Source organism: Paenibacillus sedimenti (assembly GCF_014534655.1).
In the GTDB taxonomy this organism is placed as follows: Bacteria; Bacillota; Bacilli; order Paenibacillales; family NBRC-103111; genus Paenibacillus_E; species Paenibacillus_E sedimenti.
Genome location: NZ_JACVVD010000018.1, coordinates 22,466 through 41,934, shown reverse-complemented (window position 1 = coordinate 41,934; position 19,469 = coordinate 22,466). Strand labels below are relative to the sequence as shown.

Below are 19,469 nucleotides of genomic sequence, written 5' to 3'. Positions count from 1 at the left end.
AGGAGTGACAAGGAATGGGTTGGCACTGGGAATCGTTTGTATTTGCGATTATTGCTTTTGTGATTTTGTATTGGCTGCTAAGTAAGTATGCTTTCGGGCCGCTTGTCGATATTATGGAGAAGCGCAGACAACTGATTGCTGAGCAAATGGGCTCAGCGGATAAAAACCGTCAGGAAGCTGAAAAGCTCGTTTCCGAGCAGAAAGAAGCATTCCAAGAAGCACGGAAAGAAGCTTATGATATGATCGAGCAAGCTAGAAATACGAGCAACAAACAAGCAGAAGATATTATTTCCCAAGCGAAAGCAGAAGCTTCCAGATTAAAAGAAGAAGCGCTTCGCGAAATCGATATAGAAAAGAACAAAGCTGTTGCAGAGCTTCGTGGAGAAGTGGGAACACTTTCTGTGAAGATTGCTTCCAAGATTGTTGAGAAGGAAGTAGACGAAGCGGCTCAGAAGGAAATTGTTGATCAATACCTCAAAAAGGTAGGGGACAACGCATGAGTGACATCGTCGTAGCGAAGAGATACGCCAAGGCGCTGTTCGAACTCGCTTCGGAACGCGGCATTATTGCGCAAGTAGAGGAAGATCTGAAAGCAGTCGTGGATGTTGTGCAGAATGATGCAGACTTCCAGAACTTCTTGAAGCATCCGAATATAGCCGTGTCGGAGAAAACGGAATTGCTGAAAAAAGCTTTTGAAGGCAATGTGTCTGAAACGGTTCTTAACACCTTGCAGTTGCTCGTATCCAAAAGAAGAGAATCGCTTCTCATGTCCTTATATACGGATTTTGTGAAAATTGCAAATGAAGCGCTTGGACAGGCGTCTGCTATCGTCTATACGCCGTTTGCGCTTTCCGAAGATAAGGTTCAGGAAGTCGCACGTCACTTTGGAAGTGTGACAGGTAAAAAGCTCCGTGTTCAAACGGTGATAAACCCCGCTTTACTTGGTGGCATTCAAGTGCGTATCGGTGATCGTTTGTATGATGGCAGTTTGTCCGGTAAACTAGAACGTTTGCAAAAATCGTTAAATCAAGCACTGTAAGAATAGGGGTGAAGTTCGTTGAGTATCAAACCTGAAGAAATCAGCTCATTGATTAAACAACAGATTGAAAACTATAAATCAGATATGCAAGTGGTTGAAGTAGGTACTGTTATTCAAGTCGGTGACGGTATCGCTCGTGCTCATGGTTTGGAAAACGTAATGGCAGGCGAGCTGCTGGAGTTTTCAAACGGCGTTTTGGGCTACGCGTTTAACCTTGAAGCAAGCAACGTAGGTATCGTTATTCTCGGACCTTACAAGGATATCCGTGAAGGCGATGCAGTGAAACGCACAGGACGTATCATGGAGGTTCCTGTAGGGGAAGCCATGCTCGGCCGTGTCGTTAACTCCTTGGGTCAACCGGTTGACGGTCAAGGTCCTATCAACACAACTTCATTCCGCCCTGTAGAGAACATGGCTCCAGGCGTTATGGCTCGTAAATCCGTTCATGAACCTATGCAAACAGGTATCAAAGCGATTGATGCGATGGTTCCAATCGGTCGCGGTCAGCGTGAGTTGATCATCGGTGACCGTCAAACAGGTAAAACGGCGATCGCGATCGACGCGATTCTTAACCAAAAAGGCAACGGCGTGAAATGTATCTACGTTGCTATCGGTCAAAAACAATCCACTGTCGTAGGCGTAGTTGAAAAACTTCGCGCTGCCGGCGCATTAGACTATACAATCGTTGTTACGGCTTCCGCGTCCGAGCCTTCACCAATGCTTTGGTTGGCTCCATACGCAGGTTGTGCTATGGCTGAGTACTTCATGTACAAAGGCGAGCACGTATTGATCGTATACGATGACTTGTCCAAACAAGCGGCTGCATACCGTGAGTTGTCCCTCTTGCTCCGCCGTCCACCAGGTCGGGAAGCATACCCGGGTGATGTATTCTACCTGCACTCCCGTTTGCTGGAGCGCGCTGCGAAATTGAACGATGAGCTCGGCGGCGGTTCCATTACTGCGCTTCCGTTCATCGAAACACAAGCGGGCGATATCTCGGCTTACATTCCGACGAACGTAATTTCCATTACGGACGGTCAAATCTTCCTTGAGTCCGACCTATTCTACTCCGGTCAGCGTCCAGCGGTTAACGTTGGTAACTCTGTATCCCGTGTAGGGGGCTCCGCTCAAACGAAAGCGATGAAAAAAGTTGCCGGTACACTGCGTGTAGACTTGGCTCAATACCGTGAGCTTGCTGCATTCGCGGCGTTCGGATCCGATCTTGATAGAGCAACAAAAGCCCGCCTGGATCGTGGGGTTCGCACACTGGAAATCTTGAAGCAAGGCGTGCATCAGCCGCTTTCCCTCGAGAAACAAGTTTGCTCCCTGTATACGGTCGTTAAAGGTCACGTAGACGATATTCCAGTACAAGACGTAACTCGTTTTGAAGCGCAGTTCCTGGCTTATCTGGAATCCAACCGTCCGGAAATTTTGAACAGCATTCGTGATACCAAAGACATCACTGCGGATAACGATAAAGCGCTGATCGAAGCTATCGGTACATTTAAAAAGAGCTTCGCAGTTTCTGAATAAAGTGTGAATACCTGAGCTTTTCACAGGAAAAGCCCAGGTACTCCCGTGTTATGCCTGAGATTAGGCGTATGCGTCTGAGATCAGGCCTTCGAATGAAGGCTTTCCAAAGCCTCAAAAGAGAGGTGACAGGTATGGCAAAAGGAATGCGCGAGATTAAGCGCCAAATCAAATCCACACAAAACACGAAGCAAATTACGCGAGCGATGGAAATGGTCGCGGCAGCGAACTTGCGAAGAGCTCAGCAAGCTGCGGAAGCAGCACGTCCTTATTCGGATAAGCTGAAAGAAGTTGTCTCAAGCATCGCAGCAGGCACCAAAGGTGTGAAGCACCCTATGCTGCAGACGCGCGAAGTGAAGAAAACCGCGTATTTGGTTATCACTTCGGATCGGGGATTGGCAGGAGGCTACAACGCGAACGTGTTGCGGAAGGTTATGACCGAGATTCGTGAGCGACATAAATCGACGTCGGAGTACGCCGTTTTTGTAATTGGCCGTAAAGGAAGCAACTTCTTCTCCAAACGTAATATTCCGATTGTTGAGGAAGTAACGGGTCTTCCTGATTCTCCGAAGTTTTCGGATATTAAATCGATTGCGGCTTCTGCGGTTACGAATTTTGAAAATGGTACGTACGACCAATTGTTCCTGGTTTACAACCAATTCAAAAACGCGATCACACAGATTCCAACGATGGTTCGCCTGCTTCCAATGGAGGATGTAACAGGAGCGTCGGCTGCTAGTTACGAATACGAGCCGTCACCGGAAGGCGTACTGGAAGTATTGCTACCTAAGTATGCGGAAACGCTGATTTACAGTGCAGTGCTGGAAGGTAAAGCAAGCGAGTTCGGTGCGAGAATGACAGCGATGAACTCGGCAACGAAGAATGCAACGAAGATGATCAACAGCTACACATTGGCATACAACCGTGCACGCCAAGCATCGATCACGCAAGAAATTGCGGAAATCGTCGCTGGAGCGAGCGCGAACGCTTAATTGTCCACATAAGAATTTATAAATTTCCGATAGTGCGGATAATAAAATTCTTATTGGCATGAAAAACTTCATCAAAAAGCGGTCTGGCTACATTGAATGACTTCGATAGATGTTTTTTCTTATAAATGACCTCGACCAGAGGCGAAGCTTTTCTTAGGAGGGAAACCATGAGCAAAGGGCGCGTTGTGAATATTACAGGGCCTGTCGTCGACATTGAGTTCGAACGCGGACAGCTCCCTGAAATTCTGAATGCAATCAAGATTGAAAAAACGGAAGGCGGACAAACGCTCTCCATCACGGTTGAAGCGGCTGTTCACCTTGGTGACAACCTCGTTCGTTGCGTAGCGATGTCCTCTACAGACGGACTTGTACGTGGCGCTGAAGCTGTTGATTCAGGTGCTCCAATTACTGTACCGGTAGGCGCAGCAACATTGGGTCGTGTATTTAACGTAGTTGGAGAACCAATCGACGGTATCGAGACTGTTGACCGTTCCGAAACTAGCCCGATTCATAAAGAGGCTCCTGCTTTCGAGAACTTGTCCACGAAGTCGGAAGTTCTTGAAACAGGTATTAAAGTTATTGACCTGATGGCTCCTTATGCTAAGGGTGGTAAAATCGGTCTCTTCGGCGGAGCGGGTGTAGGTAAAACCGTAACGATGCAAGAGCTGATCCACAACATCGCGCAAGAGCACGGCGGTATCTCCGTATTCGCAGGCGTTGGCGAGCGTACTCGTGAAGGTAATGACCTTTACCACGAGATGAAAGATTCCGGCGTTATCGCGAAAACAGCGATGGTATTCGGTCAAATGAACGAGCCTCCTGGCGCGCGTCTTCGCGTAGCCTTGACCGGTTTGACAATGGCTGAGTATTTCCGTGACGTTGAAGGAAGAGACGTTCTTCTGTTCATCGACAACATTTTCCGTTTCACCCAAGCAGGTTCCGAGGTTTCGGCGTTGCTCGGTCGTATGCCATCCGCGGTAGGTTACCAACCGACTTTGGCTACAGAGATGGGTCAATTGCAAGAGCGTATTACATCCACGAAAAAAGGTTCCGTAACATCGATTCAAGCGATTTACGTTCCTGCGGATGACTATACGGATCCGGCTCCAGCTACAGCGTTCGCGCATTTGGATGCAACAACGAACTTGGAGCGTAGCATCGCGGCTGCGGGTATCTTCCCTGCGGTAGATCCGCTGGCTTCATCTTCCCGTATCTTGACGCCTGAAATTTTGGGCGAAGAGCATTATAAAGTAGCACAAGGCGTTAAACAAGTTCTTCAACGTTACAAAGAGCTTCTGGATATCATCGCGATCTTGGGTATGGATGAGTTGTCCGACGAGGACAAATTGATCGTAACCCGTGCGCGTCGTCTCCGTCTGTTCTTGTCTCAGCCGCTTCACGTTGCTGAGCCGTTCAACGGTTTCCCAGGCTTGTACGTGCCATTGAAAGATACTGTGCGCAGCTTCAAAGAAGTTCTTGAAGGTAAACACGATAACCTTCCTGAGGTAGCGTTCCATAACGTAGGTACGATCGAGGACGCAATCGAGAAAGCGAAAACGCTGTAAGGTTACCTTTGGTAAACCTGCGCGTAAGCTGAGGAAGGAGAATCCAAGTGAGTACATTCCTACTTGAAATTGTTACTCCTGAGCACAAAGTGTACGCTGAACAAGCGAACATGATTGTAGTGAAGGGTGTTGAAGGGGAGCTTGGAATTCTGCCGAACCACATTCCACTGGTGACTCCATTGAAAATCGGTCCGATTACTGTGAAGAAACAGGGCTCTAAAGACGAAATCATCGCAGTGAACGGCGGATTTATGGAAGTGCGCAAGGATAAAGTGGTCATACTGGCGGAAAGCGCCGAGCTGCCAGAACAAATCGATATAGATCGTGCGAAAGCAGCGAAGGAACGCGCGGAAAAACGTCTTGCGGATATGAAGCAATCTAACGTCGATTTCAAGCGTGCCGAAGCATCGTTGCAAAGAGCATTGAACCGGATTACAGTAGCCGGAAGAAAATAGATCGATTCAAAAGAGCGAAGGAACTTAGTTCCTTCGCCTTTTTTGTACAGCGAAACAAATCCTTATTTCTCCAGCAGCCGTGTAAGAAAAGATAAAAATGGAAAAAGTACATAGGGGAGACGGAATTAGTCATCGACGCCTAAAATCCTTTTTGCTATAATTGTTAAGGTGATTATTACCAAATCTAATGAGTGGCATAAGAAAATTAAATAAGAATGGAGGCGGTTACATCCGGATGATGTACACAAATAATTATGTGATTGTGGCGATTTTTTTGGGACTGGGCATTTTCCTGCCTATTGCGGCGCTGACAATCGGCAAATGGCTAAGACCGAGTAAACCCGTCGAGGAGAAGTATACGACGTATGAAAGCGGGAACGAGCCCGTAGGTGAGGGACAAATCCGTTTTAACATTCGTTATTATTTATTTGCTTTAATGTTTGTCATTTTTGATGTAGAGACCGTATTCCTGTATCCATGGGCTGTTGCCTACAATCAGCTTGGACTTTTTGCTTTAGTTGAAATGTGCATTTTTGTAGCCTTGCTTGCCATAGGTTTATTATACGCTTGGAAGAAGAAGGTGCTGCAATGGACTTCAGTCTAGAATCGATATCTCCCGAAGAGCGGGAAGAGCTAAACCGCAACGTATTTATGACAACGCTGGAGCAAGTGAAAGCTTGGGCTCGCAGCAATTCGCTTTGGCCGTTAACCTTTGGCCTTGCCTGTTGCGCCATTGAAATGATGGGAACGGGCGGCTCGCACTATGATTTGGACCGTTTCGGAGTCATCTTCCGTACGTCCCCCCGGCAATCTGACGTGATGATTGTGGCAGGGACCGTTACGAAGAAAATGGCTCCTTTGCTGCGCCGTCTTTACGAGCAGATGCCGGAGCCGAAATGGGTTATCGCGATGGGCTCCTGTGCAACAGCCGGAGGGCCGTATGTGAAGTCTTATTCGGTTGTAAAAGGTGTCGATCAGGTCGTTCCTGTCGATGTGTACATACCAGGCTGCCCGCCGAATCCGGCGGCGCTGATCTACGGTATTAATAAGCTTCAGGAGAAAATTCGCTATGAAGCGAAGACCGGGAAGCGGGTGACCAATCGATGAGTGACGAGAAGAAGCCGGAGGGTCAGCCTGAGGAGAAGCCAGGTGCGGCATCCGAAGTAGAGGCTGCTCACGAGGCAAAGGCCGCTGAGGAGGGCACGTCAGCGGAGGAAGCAAGAACTGGCGAGTCCGAGAAAGGCGACTCGCCGCTGGAGAAAGCAGCTGAGCAGGTCGGCGAGCTGACGCCGGAGGCGCAGCTGAACAAGACGCCGCTCAGCGACGACGTGCAAGCCGCGGTAGACCGCGCGGCGGAGATCCAGGCGGCCGACCCGGCGGCGCAGACGACGGGCGAGCCGAGCGACGCGCCGGCTGCCGAGCTCGCGCAGGCGTCTGCCGACGAGCGGGCCAGCGCAGCGGCTGCTGCCGACGGTGCAGCGCCGAGCAGCGCCGCAGCCGATGCCGCAGCCGAGCGCGCTGCGGCGAGAGCCGCCCGCCAGGCGGCGCGGGCGGCCGCTACGCCGACGGGCGAGCCCGCGTCGGCGGAGGCACCACCGGCGGCGTCCGGAGACGCCGCCGAGGACGAGAAGGCGGCCAAAGCGCAGGCCGCCGCAGAAGCACGCGCCGCGCGAGCCAGCGCGCGTGCAGCGAAGCCGGATTCGGCGGAGCCAGCCGCGCCGAAGGAGCCGTCGCCGAATCAGCCGCTGCTCGATCGGCTGGTCGCGATCTTGAAAGCCGACGTGGGCGAAGACGCCGTCGTCGACGCTTTTATCAACGAGAAGGACTCGCATCGTCCTTATGTTGTTATCCACAGCGCACGCTGGCCGCAGGCGGCCCTGGCGCTTCGAGATCACGAAGAGCTGCGCTGCGACTATTTGCGCAATCTCTCCGGAGTCGATCAGGAGACGCACCTGGAGGTGGCGTATCATCTGCTTTCCCTCACGCATCAGCGCGAATACTGCGTGAAAGTGAAAACAGACCGCGAGCAGCCGAGCATCCCATCGGTAACGCCGGTGTGGGCTACAGCCAATTGGAACGAGCGGGAAGTATTTGACTTACTGGGCATCGATTTTCCCGGACATCCCGATTTACGAAGAATTATGATGCCTGACGATTGGGTCGGTCATCCACTGCGCAAAGATTACGAACCGCTCGACCCGGAGGTGTAGCATTTGTTACGGACAGAAGAGCTGCTGTTAAACGTAGGCCCTCAGCATCCCAGTACGCACGGGGTATTCCGCGTGATCGTCAAGCTGGATGGGGAGATTATCAAAGAAGCTATACCCGTAATGGGCTATCTACATAGAGGAACGGAAAAATTGGCTGAGAATCTCAACTATACGCAAATCATCCCGTATACGGACCGGATGGACTACGTATCGGCGATGACCAACAATTACGTGCTCGTCCACGCCGTGGAGAAATTGATGCAGCTGGAAGTGCCGGAGCGTGCGGAATTCCTTCGCTTGATCGTTATGGAACTTCAGCGCATTGCCAGCCATATGGTTTGGTGGGGCACCTATTTGCTGGACATTGGCGCAATGAGCCCTTTCTTATACGCTTTTCGCGACCGTGAAATCATTATCGACCTGTTCAACGAGCTTTGCGGAGCCCGTCTGACTTACAACTACATGCGTGTAGGCGGGGTTAAATGGGATGCGCCGGACGGTTGGATTGAGAAGGTACGCAAGTTCGTCCCTTATATGCGCGACAAATTGGAAGAGTATCATACCCTCGTATCCGGCAACGAAATCTTCCTTGCGCGGATTAAAGGCGTAGGTAAATATGATGCCGAGACGGCAATTGCCTACGGCCTCAGCGGAGCCAACTTAAGATGTACCGGTGTCAACTGGGACATACGCAAAACGCAGCCGTATAGCTTGTATAACCGCTTTGAATTCGACGTGCCTGTAAGTACTGGCGGCGATTGCTATGATCGATACATACTTCGTATGGAAGAAGTGCGGCAATCGCTGCGCATTCTGGAGCAGGCGGTAGAACAATTCCCTGCTGAAGGCGAAACGATGGGCAAGGTACCTCGCGTGATCCGCCCTGCCGAAGGCGAAGTGTACGCAGCCATAGAATCTCCTCGCGGAGAAATCGGCTGTTACATTATTTCCCGAGGCAAACAGGAGCCGTACCGCTTGAAATTCCGCAGACCTTCCTTCATAAATCTGCAAATATTGCCCAAGCTGCTAGTCGGCGAAACCATGACCAATCTGATTACGATCTTGGGCGGAATTGACATTGTCGTTGGGGAGGTGGATGCCTAATGATGAATCTGCTGGAGGAGAGTCTAAGCTGGACCAACTTCTTCATTTTCCTGTTCTGGGGCGTCGTGATGCTGCTGCTGGTACTCGGTTTTGTAACCTATGCCATCTACTTTGAGCGCAAGGTTATCGGCTGGATGCAGCTGCGAATCGGACCGAACCGGACAGGGCCGTTAGGGCTTTTGCAGAGCGTAGCGGACGTAACGAAGCTTCTGATCAAAGAAGATACGATCCCTAAAAAAGCGGAGCGCGAGCTCTTCATTTTGGCGCCGATCATTACGTTTATCCCGTCATTTACGATTATTGCGACGATTCCTTTTTCCGATAAGCTATTTAATGCCAATCTCAATGTAGGCTTGCTTTATTATGTTGCCCTTACGGGGATTTCCACGATCGGCATCATTCTCGGCGGCTGGGCGTCGAACAATAAATACGCGCTGCTTGGCGGCATGCGCTCTGCTGCGCAAATGATCAGTTATGAAGTGCCGCTCGTCATTTCCGTCATTGGCGTCATTATGATGACTGGAAGCCTCAACCTTCACACGATTGTGGATCACCAAACCGGCGGCTTCTGGCATTGGAACTTCATTCCGCAAATTCTCGGATTTATCATTTTCGTGATTGCCGGGGTTTCGGAGCTGAACCGGACTCCTTTCGATTTGCCGGAGGCTGAATCTGAGCTTGTCGCAGGTTATCACGTCGAGTACAGCGGATTCCGTTTCGCCTTTTTCATGCTGGCGGAGTATGTCTACGTATTCGTCATCGCCTCGCTGACCAGCTTAATTTTCCTGGGCGGTTGGCATGCGCCGTTCCCGTTCCTTGATTTCATTCCAGGTATCATCTGGTTCCTGCTGAAATTCTCTTTCATCGTATTCTTCCTGTTCTGGATACGGGCAACACTGCCACGGGTACGGGTCGATCAGTTGATGGGCTTCGGCTGGAAAGTGCTGCTTCCGCTGGCTCTGGTCAACATGCTGGTGACCGCGATCGTTATGAGTTTGGTTTAAGAAGGGAAGGGATACAATGAAGGGTTTAGTAAAAGGCTTAGGCGTAACGCTAAAAAGCATGACTCAGAAGAAGGTGACCTACGCGTACCCTGACGTCCCGCTTAAAATGCCGGATCGCTTCCGTGGCATTCAACATTTTGATCCGGAAAAATGCATTGTCTGTAATCAATGTGCCCGCATTTGCCCGACGGAATGTATTACTTTAACCGGTAAAGCGAACCCTGACCCTGAGAAGAAGGGAAAGGTTATCGATACGTACGATATTAATTTTGAAATCTGTATTTTGTGCGATCTATGCACGGAGGTTTGTCCGACCGAGGCGATCGTCATGACGAATAATTTTGAGCTGAGCACTTACAGCAGGGACGATTTATTCAAAAACCTGCAATGGCTTAATGATAATAACCAAAACATTCGCCAGGAGAACAACTCGGCCATGCCGAAAGGGGGCGCCAAAAAAGATGTTTAGCGGAATCGGTGATTTCCTTTCAAGCGGAACGAGCTGGGCCTTCTTTATCTTCGCTTTGCTGGCGATTGGCGGCGCCATCTTTATGATCTCTTTTACCAAGGTCATTCATATGGTCGTGTCCGTAGCCTTGACTTTCATCAGTTTGGCGGGACTTTACGTCATTCTGGAAGCCGAATTTGTCGCTTTTGTGCAAGTGTTGATTTACGCGGGCGCGATCTCGATTCTGATGATCTTCGGCATTATGATGACGAAGCATAGACAAGGCGACGAAGCGGAGCCTAGACGGCCTTGGCATGAAGGCCTCGCCATTGTCGGGGCATTAGGTTTGTTCGGGATCTTATTTTATGCGATTCAAAAAACGAACTTCGTCGCTACGGGCACGCTGGATGCTGGCAAAGACAATACCCTCGAAATCGGAAAACTGCTCTATAATGAGCATGTGATCCCTTTTGAAATCATGTCTGTGCTGCTGACGGTTGCCTTCATCGGTGCGATCGTCATTGCCAAGAGAGAGGAGGATTAGACAGTGGGTACTATCGTTACTCCTTATCTCACGCTGGCGGCCATCCTGTTCTGCATCGGCTTATACGGTGCACTGACGAAGAAGAACGGGGTTATCGTGCTGTTGTCGATTGAGCTGATGCTCAATGCAGTAAACCTGAATTTGGTGGCCTTCTCGAAGCTCGGCGACCATCCGGCGCTTACGGGGCAAATTTTCTCCCTGTTTAATATTACGATTGCGGCTGCGGAAGCGGCCGTGGGGATCGCGATTCTGATCACGATTTACCGGAATAAAGGAACATCAGAGGTCAATGAAATGGATTCTATGAAGCGCTAGGGGGCTGAAAAGGACATGGTATCGGACTATTCACAATACGCATGGCTCATTCCGTTGTTTCCGCTGCTCGCTTTTCTAGCGCTTACGGCTATGGGACGTCAATTGAAGGATTTTGGAATTTACATCAGTATTGCGGCGATGTTGGCCTCATTTATCGTTGCCTTGCTGATTTTCTTGGAAAGACTGGACGGTCATGTCGAGGATTATACATGGGATAAGCTAAGCTGGCTTCAGGTTGGCGACTACACGCTGAAAATGGGCTTTGAGGTCAATAATCTCAATGCCTTGATGCTCGTGATCGTAACGCTCGTCAGCCTTTTAGTCAACATTTACTCTAAAGGTTACATGAAGGGCGACGAGCGCATCCATGTATTTTTCAGTTACATCGCGCTGTTCTCTTTCTCCATGCTTGGTCTTGTCATCTCGGCCAATATGCTCGAACTCTACATTTTCTGGGAGCTTGTAGGTGCCTGCTCCTTCTTATTGGTGGGATTCTGGTACTACAAGCCGGAGGCGAAAGCGGCAGCGAAAAAAGCCTTCATCGTTACCCGTATCGGGGACGTTGGCTTGTTCATCGGCATTCTGCTGCTGTTCTGGTATATGCCAGGCCACGCGCTTGATTTCAGTTCTATCCATAATGCATTCGCTTCAGGCAAAATCGATCCGACGATCGTGACCTGGATCGCGATTCTGATCTTTATAGGAGCCATCGGCAAATCCGGTCAATTCCCGCTGCATACGTGGCTGCCGGACGCGATGGAAGGCCCGACGCCGATCAGTGCGCTTATCCATGCGGCAACGATGGTTGCTGCTGGCGTTTACTTGGTCGCGCGCACGTTTGATATTTTCCAAGCTTCACCGGACGCGCTGCTCGTCGTTGCTTATGTTGGTGGGTTCACGGCGATTTTCGCTGCGACAATCGGTGTCGCTCAGAACGATATCAAGCGCATTCTCGCTTACTCGACCGTTAGTCAACTCGGATATATGATGATGGCGTTAGGCATTGGTGTCTCGTTCGCTTCAGGGATGTTCCATCTGTTCACCCATGCATTCTTCAAGGCGCTGCTCTTCTTGGGTGCAGGTAGTGTTATTCATGCCGTACATACGCAAGACATTAACGAAATGGGCGGGTTATCCCGCAAAATGAAGATTACGACATGGACGTTCGCCATTGGAACTCTCGCGCTGTCCGGTATTTTCCCGTTCGCAGGTTTCTGGTCGAAGGATCTGATTCTGAGCGAGGCTTATGCGCATAATCAGTTTCTGTTCTGGGTTGGCGTTATTGCAGCGTTCTTCACTGCATTCTATATGTCACGCTTGTTCTTCCTGGTGTTTATGGGTTCGCCTAGCAAGAAGTATGATCATGAACCGCACGAATCCCCGGCTTCAATGACGACTCCGCTTATTGTGCTGGCAGTGCTGGCCGTTATTGCAGGGTTCGTGAACACGCCGTTCAATGAATGGCTTAGCCACTGGCTGACAGGCGAAAACCATGAGGAAGCCGCGAATTGGACGGTTATCATTCTATCTACCCTCGCAGGCTTGCTGGGTATTGGACTCGGGTATCTGATGTACTTGAAACGCTCTATTCCGCGCGATATCGTTTCCGGTAAAGTGCCGTGGTTGTATACGCTGCTGAACCGCAAATATTTCATCGATGAGTTCTATAACGGGGTTGTTGTAAAGCCGCTTCGCGGGCTCGGCTACCTTTTGGAATTGATTGATGTATACATCATCGATGGTCTGGTTCGTTTCGTTGCCTTTGCCGTGGTCGGGTTAGGTCGGCTGGGTTCCCGCCTGCAGAACGGGCAGTTGCAGACCTATGGCGTTATTACGCTTCTAGGTATGCTGATTCTGGCACTCGCTATAGCGGGAAGGAGGTTTATCCATGCTGGGTAGCATACCGATTCTAAGTCTCATCGCATTCTCGCCCTTGCTTGGGGTTCTCATTCTGCTCTTTATCCGGGGTGATAAAGGCAGCTTAATCAAAACGATAGCCATCGCAACGACGCTGATTCCGCTTATTTTGGCGGCATGGTTATACTCGGACTACAACTATCAAGGCGATCCTCTTCAGTATAAGGAGCAGCTCGACTGGATTAAGGTTCCCCTCAATCACGAAGGGATTCAGCAGTTGACCTCTTACTTCTTCGAATTTAAATACTCGATGGCGGTAGACGGGTTATCGTTGCCATTAGTGTTTCTAACAGCATTCGTTTCAACGATGGCTGCACTGGCTTCGGTATACATCAAAAAACGCTGGAAAACGTTCTACATCCTGTTCCTTCTGCTCGAAACCGGGATGTTCGGCGTGTTCATGGCGCAGGATCTGTTCTTGTTCTTCATTTTCTTCGAAATCACGCTGGTACCGATGTTCTTCCTGATCGGCATTTGGGGGTACATGAATCGGGAGCAAGCGGCGAACCGCTTCCTCCTTTATAATGGACTCGGTTCAGCGGTCATGCTGATCGCCTTCCTGATTCTGGTCAGCACGGCGGGCTTTAGTCAAGTGCAGTCGCAGACGGAAGCGATCGTGTTTTACAGTGGCGACATCCATACAATCGCCTATAATTTACTGCAAGATGCACAGGCCTATGTAAATCAAGAGGGAACGCCGTTTTTCCTCAGTTCCGCGATGAAATGGACGGTTTTCATCATGCTGCTGGTTGCTTTCGGCATCAAGCTGCCGATCTTCCCGTTCCATACGTGGATGCTGAAGGTGCATACGGAAGCTCCGCCGTCTGTCGTTATGATTCACTCGGGTATTTTGCTGAAAATGGGGGCCTATGGCCTTATTCGCTTCGGCATTATGTTCTTCCCGGCGGAAGCCAAACAGTGGGCGTGGATGCTGGCGCTGCTCGGCGTTATCAACATTGTGTACGGCGCGATACTCGCTATTGTACAGAAGGATTTCAAGCTTGTGCTTGCCTACTCCAGTATTAGCCATATGGGGATTGTCCTGCTCGGAATTGCTGCATTCAACATCAGCGGCCTGCAGGGCGCCGTGTTCCAGCTGATCTCGCATGGTCTGATATCGGCGCTGATGTTCCTGCTTGTCGGCAGCATCTACGAGCGGACGCAAACCACCGATCTGGACCGTTTAGGCGGACTCGCGGCAAAGGTGCCCTTCATTAGCGGTATTCTGCTGATTGCGGGTATGGCATCGCTCGGATTGCCGGGATTATCCGGTTTCATTAGTGAATTTTTAGCGTTCCTCGGCTTGTTCGAAACCCATAAGGTGTATACGATTATCGGGACGCTTGGCATTATTTTGGCGGCGGTTTACGTGCTTCGCGGGGTGTTGAATATCACGTTCGGCCCGCTGGAGCAACGCTTACAGACACAGGGGATGCGTGACGCAAGGTTGATAGAGGCCATACCGATGATCGCATTGGTTGCCTTTATTCTCCTGCTAGGCGTATTCCCAAGCGCGCTGAGCCAGCCGCTGCAGCAAACGATAGGCAGCTTTGATCAATTGATCCAAAGCGTAGCCGGGAAGATAGGAGGTTAGTCCGGTGGAACAGCTTCGACTCCATGTCGCCGATTTATCGCATCTGCTCCCTGAGCTCTCCCTGGTTGCCACTGCAATCATCCTATCGCTCTTGGATTTGATCTTGCCAAGCAGAGCAAGCCGCTCCATCATTGGATGGCTGTCCCTGGTCGGCATTGCCGTTTCCGCCGTATTCGTCGTTCTCCAGTTGAACCCCGAAGAGGCGATTGGGCTGCTCAATCACAGTTATCGTGTGGACGATTTCTCGAACTTGCTCAAGCTTTTTATCTCGACAGGTACCGGCTTTATCGTTCTGATGAGCCTTGGCTTCGTCAAAGTAGACGACATTCCGCATGTCGGAGAATACTATTACTTCTTGCTGCCGGCAGCGCTCGGCGGGATGATCATGTCTTCATCCGGTGATCTCATCACCTTGTACGTCGGATTGGAGCTGCTGAGCATCACGTCCTATCTGCTAGTCGCGATGAAGAAACATAATCAACAGTCGAACGAAGGTGCGTTCAAATACTTGGTGATGGGCGGTATTTCCTCGGCAATAATTTTGTACGGCATGTCATTCCTGTACGGTATGGCCGGTTCTACCAATTTGTCACAAATTGGCGCTGCGCTGCCGTCGCTTGTGCCGTCTTACGAGGCACTTCTCTATGTCGCCTTCTTCCTGCTGCTGGCAGGCTTCGGTTTCAAAATCGCCGCTGCGCCGTTCCACAGCTGGGCCCCTGACGTATACCAGGGCGCACCGACGCCGGTGACCGCGTTCCTGGCAGTTGTATCCAAGGCGGCAGGCTTCGCAATCCTGTTCCGCGTGTTTTATCTGCTGTTTGGATTCAGCAGCTTTGAAGGCAGCGCCATCCAATCGGATGTGTTCTTAGCCATCTCGGTAATGGCAGCGATCGCGATGGTGACAGGCAATTTCGTAGCATTGAAACAATCGAATATGAAGCGACTTCTCGCCTATTCGGGGATTGCGAATGCAGGCTATCTGCTCGTCCCTGTAGGTACCTATTTTTCAGGAACGCATTACAGCAATTTCTCGGAATTCATCTTCTACCTGATTGCCTACTTATTCATGAATATCGGGGTGTTCGCCGTCCTGATGATCATCGAACAAGCGGAAGGGCATACCGAGCTCAAAGGCTTCGGCGGCTTGTACTACCGGGCTCCGCTCACTGCAGTAGCCATGGTGCTGATTGTACTCTCTCTGGCCGGTATTCCAGTATCAGGCGGATTTTTCGGGAAGCTGTATATCATTTTGGGCACCATGCAGACGCATCAATATTGGTTGGGCGCGCTCATGATCGCCACCAGCGTCGTTTCGTTATACTATTACTTCGGCGTCGTTCGGCAGATGTTCATGCGCAGCGACTACGAGCCGACCGCGGTCAAAGTATCGGTTCCGCTCGGTATCACGGTATGGCTCTGTGCCCTGATTGGCGTAGCGCTTGGCTTCGTTCCACAGTTTGTGCTGAAAGGTATCGAATCCATTTTCACCTTGACGAAAGATTTTCTGATTATGTAAAAGACCTTCTGAAAAAGCCTTTTCCCGCGTAATAACGTGGGGGAAGGTTTTTTTGCGTAGATTGCGTTTATCGCAGTTCGAATTCGCCGAATTGCAAAAACGTGGTGAATGAAGTTAGTGGTTGGAGTTCGATTTTGCAAGCTTATCATGCGCTCATCGAACATCCTCTTGCACAAACCAAGCTGCAATTTTGTAAAATCGGACTCCAAATTGTTTTGGTGGATGTATCTTATATGCTATTGTGTTATTCCGGACTTTAGTAATGATATGCTCAATTCCTGCGTCACTTGGATATGTCTTCAGACAAGATGTGAACTTGCCAATTAATCCGGCAAACCATTGCAAATTTACACGAGGGTAACGAGTTAAATCATTTTGTTGTTCGTTTTTTGGTCAGGCGTATTTTTTTTGCGCAACATCTGAACTTTTTGCGACGATCATCCGTTATATATATCAAGTAGGCAGGGATTGTGGTATAGATAGAGAATGTCTTAAAGACCATTCTTCAGAGGTTGTTTAAAAAGTTCATTTTGATAACGAAGTTATTCTGGGAGCATCTCGGCATCGAATCTTGAACGAACCCGGGAAGTCCGGTACTCACATCTCGCTCCGTTCCTCCTTCTCCGGGTAACGTCCAACCTTCTCGGTTCTGAAAGCGAACTTTTTAAACACGAATTTTATATAAGAAAGCCTGTGATTTCATGAAACTGACTCGACATCTATTGCTCATTGCTTTATTGGCGCTGGTTGTGGAACTTGCAGGGATGGTACCAAAAGCAGAAGCGGCATATCCGCAATCGACCGACCCGATGAGGGTGAAACAAGTCTATTTGGATATGATTCATATAAACGAAGCTTGGGCTGCCGCAGGCGATGCAAAGACGTCAATGGTCGTCGCCGTTGTGGATACCGGCGTGGATCTGACGCATCCTGATTTGGCAGGCAACTTCGTTGAAGGTACGAACCTCCTTCAATCCGGGAAGAAGCCCAGTGATGATAACGGACATGGAACGAACGTAGCTGGCGTTATTGCAGCGACGATGAATAACGATAAAGGGATTACGGGCATCGCGCCTAATGCGAAAATCATGCCGATCAAAGCCTTGGAGGCTGATGGCACAGGCGGCGAAGCGAAGCTTGGCGAAGGGATTCGATACGCGGTGGATCATGGCGCGAAAATCGTTGTCCTTTCGCTTGGGTTGAACAAGTATTCCGATTATTTGGCCAACATCGTACAGTATGCCGAAGATCACGATGTGCTGCTGGTGGCGGCGGTGGGGAATGAAGGAACTAGCGTCAAATATCCTGCGGCGTATCCAACTGTTCTCGCCGTCGGTGGCGTTACGCCCGATAAGCATGCCGATTCCCGCTCGAATTCGGGTCCTGAGCTCGATCTTATGGCGCCATGGGACGTTTATACGACTTCGCTTGGAGGCGGCTATCAGTATCAGGACGGCAGCTCTATGGCAGCTCCTCAGGTAGCGGCTGCAGCTGCGCTGGTGTGGGCAAAATACCCTGGTATGCATGCTTACCAAGTGCGTGATTTGCTGAAGCAGACAGCGGAAGATTTGGAAATTGCGGGCTGGGACGCGAAGACGGGCTACGGCTTGTTGCGCGTTGATCAAGCGCTCACGCAGCCATACACGGAGGACCGCTTCGAGCCGAACAATCGGCAGGATAAAGCGGCGAAGCTTCCTGTTCATGCTTCCATTCATGCGACGCTGAGCTCCGCTCAGGATCAGGATTGGTATGCGATTGATGCGGCTTACGATGGGGCGATCGCGCTCTTGCTGCGCAGCGGTGACAGCTCTGGAATCCGAGTTCGGGTGGACTCCGGAGAGACGTATACTTCGGGAGGTGCAGCGGATGCCGGCCAAACCTTCACTTTTCCAGTACGCAAAGGCCGTACCTATATCCAGCTGCAATCGGTAGACCGTACGCGGAAAACGTCCTTGAGTTACTCCCTGAGTACGGACTTCCTCATTTATCAAGATCCGTTCGAAAATAATGATAAGCAGTATAAAGCTTTTGCACTGCCGGACCGTAGTCAGACGATCCGTGGTACTTTTCATAAGAAAGGCGACCTGGACTGGTTTGTCCTTCCTATTGAGAAGTCAGGTACGATGCGCTTGCGTTTATCAGTGGATACGGCCCGGATTGACCCTGTGATCTTCCTCCAAAAGGAAGGGGAGAAGGGGGTAACCATCGACCAGTCCGGAGACGGCACGACGGAAATCAGCTCCTTGATGGAGCTTTTGCCCGGCCAGTATTATATTCGCGTTAGTAACATTAAGGACTACTCAGAACCGATCACGGGCGAGTATGCGCTTGTGATTGAATACAACCCGAAACTGATCGATCCGAATGAGCCTAACGATAAATCGTATCAAGCCACTTTTGTCGGCATGTTCTCTGAATATGAGGGCTTGTTTCACAAAAACGACGACGTGGACTGGTTCGAATTCCGGATGAATAAAGACGGACTTGCTCAAGTGAGCTTAACGAACATTCCTTCGGCGCGTACGTTGTTTGCGACCTTATACGATAGTTCTTTGAAAGAGCAAGGCTTTTATAAAAGTCAATATGGAGCAGATTCTCTTTTCATGGAGAAAGCTCTGGATCAAGGCACATATTATATTAAACTTCAAGCTGACAAATGGTTTTTAAGCCAGATGTATCAATTGAAGGCGGGCAGCTATCCGCTGGTCAGCGGATTTATCGATATCGACGGCCATTGGGCGGTTGATGCGATCAGCAAGCTCACTCAGCAAGAAATTATCAGCGGGTACGGCAACTATCGGTTTGCTCCAGACCGCTCCATTACCCGTGCGGAAGCGGCAACAGTTTTGACGAGAGCTCTGAAGCTTTCTAAACTAAGGCAGCTGCGATTCAGCGATCTTACCTCCTCGCATTGGGCTTATGATAACGTGGCCAAAGGGGTGCAGGCCGGCCTTATAGATGGTTACCCCGACGGTACATTCGGCCCGGATCGCACGCTAACGCGAATGGAAATGACGCAGATGCTGGCCCGCAGCATGAATATGACCGGTAAGCGACGCGGTAATTCGCCGTTTAACGATGTCGATGAATCCTATTGGGGCATCGGCATCCTCAAGCAAATGTGGGCGGACGGCTGGATCAGCGGTTACCCGGACGGCACGTTCCGTCCCGATGCGGAGGCAACGCGCGCTGAGTTCGTAACGATGCTGGCGAAAGTACTCAATCGATAAAGCGGG

Annotated in this window: 18 protein-coding genes; all 18 read left to right on the top strand. The window is 50.3% G+C overall.

The window, feature by feature from the left end; translation table 11 throughout:
• Window positions 1-14 precede the first annotated feature (14 nt).
• The 18 genes from atpF to ICC18_RS29880 all read left to right on the top strand — a co-directional run bounded on the left by atpF (window position 15) and on the right by ICC18_RS29880 (window position 19,463).
• A complete protein-coding gene (gene atpF / locus ICC18_RS29965; RefSeq protein WP_188178092.1) occupies window positions 15-500 on the top strand; it encodes a F0F1 ATP synthase subunit B in 486 nt (161 codons plus the stop codon).
• Entirely contained in the window at window positions 497-1,039 is a 543-nt protein-coding gene (locus ICC18_RS29960) for a F0F1 ATP synthase subunit delta (protein WP_188178091.1), read from the top strand. Before atpF ends, ICC18_RS29960 begins: the two co-directional genes overlap by 4 nt.
• An 18-nt stretch (window positions 1,040-1,057) precedes the next feature.
• Window positions 1,058-2,572, top strand: a complete 1,515-nt coding sequence (gene atpA / locus ICC18_RS29955) for a F0F1 ATP synthase subunit alpha (protein ID WP_188178090.1) — start codon at window positions 1,058-1,060, stop codon at window positions 2,570-2,572.
• A 131-nt stretch (window positions 2,573-2,703) separates the two neighbouring features.
• Window positions 2,704-3,561, top strand: coding sequence for an ATP synthase F1 subunit gamma (atpG, locus tag ICC18_RS29950; protein WP_188178089.1), 858 nt, complete (start codon window positions 2,704-2,706; stop codon window positions 3,559-3,561).
• 167 nt (window positions 3,562-3,728) lie between these two features.
• Window positions 3,729-5,126, top strand: coding sequence for a F0F1 ATP synthase subunit beta (gene atpD, locus ICC18_RS29945; protein ID WP_188178088.1), 1,398 nt, complete (start codon window positions 3,729-3,731; stop codon window positions 5,124-5,126).
• 47 nt (window positions 5,127-5,173) lie between these two features.
• Window positions 5,174-5,581 (top strand): F0F1 ATP synthase subunit epsilon, encoded by a 408-nt coding sequence (locus ICC18_RS29940; RefSeq protein WP_188178087.1) that lies wholly within the window; start codon window positions 5,174-5,176, stop codon window positions 5,579-5,581.
• A 238-nt stretch (window positions 5,582-5,819) separates the two neighbouring features.
• Complete coding sequence (locus ICC18_RS29935; RefSeq protein WP_188178145.1) at window positions 5,820-6,185, top strand: NADH-quinone oxidoreductase subunit A; 366 nt, start codon at window positions 5,820-5,822, stop codon at window positions 6,183-6,185.
• On the top strand, window positions 6,170-6,688 hold the full coding sequence (locus tag ICC18_RS29930) for a NuoB/complex I 20 kDa subunit family protein (protein WP_188178086.1): 519 nt from the start codon (window positions 6,170-6,172) through the stop codon (window positions 6,686-6,688). The genes ICC18_RS29935 and ICC18_RS29930 overlap by 16 nt, the downstream gene beginning before the upstream one ends.
• Window positions 6,685-7,791, top strand: coding sequence for an NADH-quinone oxidoreductase subunit C (locus ICC18_RS29925; RefSeq protein WP_188178085.1), 1,107 nt, complete (start codon window positions 6,685-6,687; stop codon window positions 7,789-7,791). Before ICC18_RS29930 ends, ICC18_RS29925 begins: the two co-directional genes overlap by 4 nt.
• Before the next feature lie 3 nt (window positions 7,792-7,794).
• Complete coding sequence (locus tag ICC18_RS29920) at window positions 7,795-8,895, top strand: NADH-quinone oxidoreductase subunit D (protein WP_188178084.1); 1,101 nt, start codon at window positions 7,795-7,797, stop codon at window positions 8,893-8,895.
• Complete coding sequence (gene nuoH / locus ICC18_RS29915) at window positions 8,895-9,899, top strand: NADH-quinone oxidoreductase subunit NuoH (protein WP_188178083.1); 1,005 nt, start codon at window positions 8,895-8,897, stop codon at window positions 9,897-9,899. The genes ICC18_RS29920 and nuoH overlap by 1 nt, the downstream gene beginning before the upstream one ends.
• Window positions 9,900-9,915: 16 nt before the next feature.
• On the top strand, window positions 9,916-10,368 hold the full coding sequence (gene nuoI / locus ICC18_RS29910) for an NADH-quinone oxidoreductase subunit NuoI (protein ID WP_188178082.1): 453 nt from the start codon (window positions 9,916-9,918) through the stop codon (window positions 10,366-10,368).
• Entirely contained in the window at window positions 10,361-10,891 is a 531-nt protein-coding gene (locus tag ICC18_RS29905) for an NADH-quinone oxidoreductase subunit J (protein ID WP_188178081.1), read from the top strand. The genes nuoI and ICC18_RS29905 overlap by 8 nt, the downstream gene beginning before the upstream one ends.
• A 3-nt stretch (window positions 10,892-10,894) precedes the next feature.
• Entirely contained in the window at window positions 10,895-11,206 is a 312-nt protein-coding gene (gene nuoK, locus ICC18_RS29900) for an NADH-quinone oxidoreductase subunit NuoK (RefSeq protein WP_188178080.1), read from the top strand.
• Between the two features lie 15 nt (window positions 11,207-11,221).
• A complete protein-coding gene (gene nuoL / locus ICC18_RS29895) occupies window positions 11,222-13,105 on the top strand; it encodes an NADH-quinone oxidoreductase subunit L (protein ID WP_188178079.1) in 1,884 nt (627 codons plus the stop codon).
• On the top strand, window positions 13,095-14,717 hold the full coding sequence (locus tag ICC18_RS29890) for a complex I subunit 4 family protein (protein ID WP_188178078.1): 1,623 nt from the start codon (window positions 13,095-13,097) through the stop codon (window positions 14,715-14,717). The genes nuoL and ICC18_RS29890 overlap by 11 nt, the downstream gene beginning before the upstream one ends.
• 4 nt (window positions 14,718-14,721) lie before the next feature.
• Entirely contained in the window at window positions 14,722-16,233 is a 1,512-nt protein-coding gene (locus ICC18_RS29885) for an NADH-quinone oxidoreductase subunit N (RefSeq protein WP_188178077.1), read from the top strand.
• 701 nt (window positions 16,234-16,934) lie between these two features.
• Entirely contained in the window at window positions 16,935-19,463 is a 2,529-nt protein-coding gene (locus ICC18_RS29880) for a S8 family serine peptidase (RefSeq protein ID WP_223192996.1), read from the top strand.
• The last annotated feature ends 6 nt before the right edge of the window (window positions 19,464-19,469 follow it).